Consider the following 1632-nt stretch of genomic DNA (forward strand, 5'->3'; position numbering starts at 1 on the left):
GGAGAGTTTTAAGCGACGAGCTTTTTCTTTTGGTTCTTCTCTTTTTGGCGGCACAAAAAGAAAAGAACATAATTGAGCCAATATCTGCATTTCAAATAGTCACAATTAAACAATAACTATCTTGACAGCATAATGGAACAAGCAAACAAACAGGAATTCAGATCCAAGGACCGGAGCGCAAAAAAAATATTCTCCGGACTGGGGTTAAGATCATTGGTGGCCGTGCTGGGCATTCCGGCCCTGCTGGCCGCGGTCTATTACGGCGGCTGGTGGCTGGGGGTTGCGGTGCTGGCCCTGTCCCTGCTGGGGCTTTGGGAGTTTTACGGACTGTCCCGGGCCAAGGGACTTAAACCTCTCACTGCCTGGGGCCTGGCCGGCGGGGCCCTCTTATGGTTCTGTATTTTCAATCCATCTTCCGCTGCCGCCGGAGCATTGATGCTTTGGCTGCTTCTGTTATTCAGCTGGATGGTGGTCAAGGGCGGGGTGGATGGCTCGCTGGTCCGGGCCGGAACTACTGTCTTTGGTGTGATCTACGTTGCCGGACTTTTGGGACATCTGCTGCTGCTTCGCGGTCTGGATGATGTCCTTGGTTTTAAGCTGGCGGTGCTGACCATGGCCCTGATCTGGATAGGGGACACCGGGGCCTATTTCACCGGGATGGCCTTTGGCAAAAGACCGCTGGCCCCAAAGATCAGCCCCAAGAAATCAATGGAGGGACTGGCTGGCGGAGCGCTGTTCACTTTGGCCGCGGCTTTTCTGATCGCAAGGTTTTGGATATGGGAACTGTCCGCCGGGCAGGCCCTGGTGATAGGGCTGGGAGTGGTCATCTTTGGCACCCTGGGGGATCTGTTCGAATCACTGCTCAAGCGCGATGCCGGGGTCAAGGATTCCGGGAACCTGCTGCCGGGCCACGGCGGGGTGCTGGACCGCTTTGACAGCATGATGTTCGCTCTGCCATTTGTTTACTGGTTCTGCAGGATATTTGTCCTGGGGTAAATTATTCACCACAAAGCGGTGCACTGAGCAGTTCGGCAAACTCACTATACCCCCTGTCGAAGTGACACAAAGGCACAAAACAGAGATTCCTTCTATAAGGAACCCAGGAATGCATGAATCGGCCAGTGTGTAAAGTTAATACTCATGGTTTCATGGATTCCTAATAAAAAAATAATTCGTTAAAATATGCCCTCAACAGATTTCCTGATAATCGGATCCGGCATCGCCGGGCTGACCTTCGCCTTAAAAGTCGCCGATCACGGCCGGGTGGTGATCGTCACCAAGAAGGACGACACCGAGTCCAACACCAACTACGCCCAGGGCGGCATAGCCGCGGTGTTCGGCCAGGACGACAGCTCTTCAAGTCATGTCAAGGATACCATCGAGGCCGGGGCCGGGCTTTCCAACCCGGAAGCTGTCCAGGCCATGGTCTCCGAGGGTCCGGCCCTGGTGGAAAAGCTTTCCCGGCTGGGGGTGGCCTTCACCCAAGGACAGGCCGGAGGGCTGGACCTGGGGCGGGAGGGGGGACACTCCAAACGCCGGATAGTCCACGCCAAGGACTATACCGGGCAGGAAGTGGAACGGGCCCTGGTGCACCAGATCCGCAGCCATCCCAATATCACCATCCTGGAGCAC

At 55.5% G+C, this 1632-nt stretch carries 2 protein-coding genes; both read left to right on the top strand.

Annotation, left to right across the window (positions count from 1 at the left end; translation table 11 throughout):
- Positions 1 to 132: 132 nt before the first annotated feature.
- Complete coding sequence (locus Q7U71_03895) at positions 133 to 996, top strand: phosphatidate cytidylyltransferase (protein ID MDO9390899.1); 864 nt, start codon at positions 133 to 135, stop codon at positions 994 to 996.
- 186 nt (positions 997 to 1182) lie between these two features.
- Positions 1183 to 1632, top strand: a 450-nt coding sequence (locus Q7U71_03900) for an FAD-dependent oxidoreductase (GenBank protein MDO9390900.1), incomplete at its 3' end; no start/stop codon positions are given.

The organism is bacterium (assembly GCA_030655055.1).
GTDB lineage: Bacteria > Edwardsbacteria > AC1 > AC1 > EtOH8 > UBA5202.

What these genes read in the sequence shown, in the direction of transcription:
- Q7U71_03895 (MDO9390899.1), top strand. Translation starts at nt 133, where the DNA reads ATGGAACAAGCAAACAAACAGGAATTCAGATCCAAGGACCGGAGCGCA.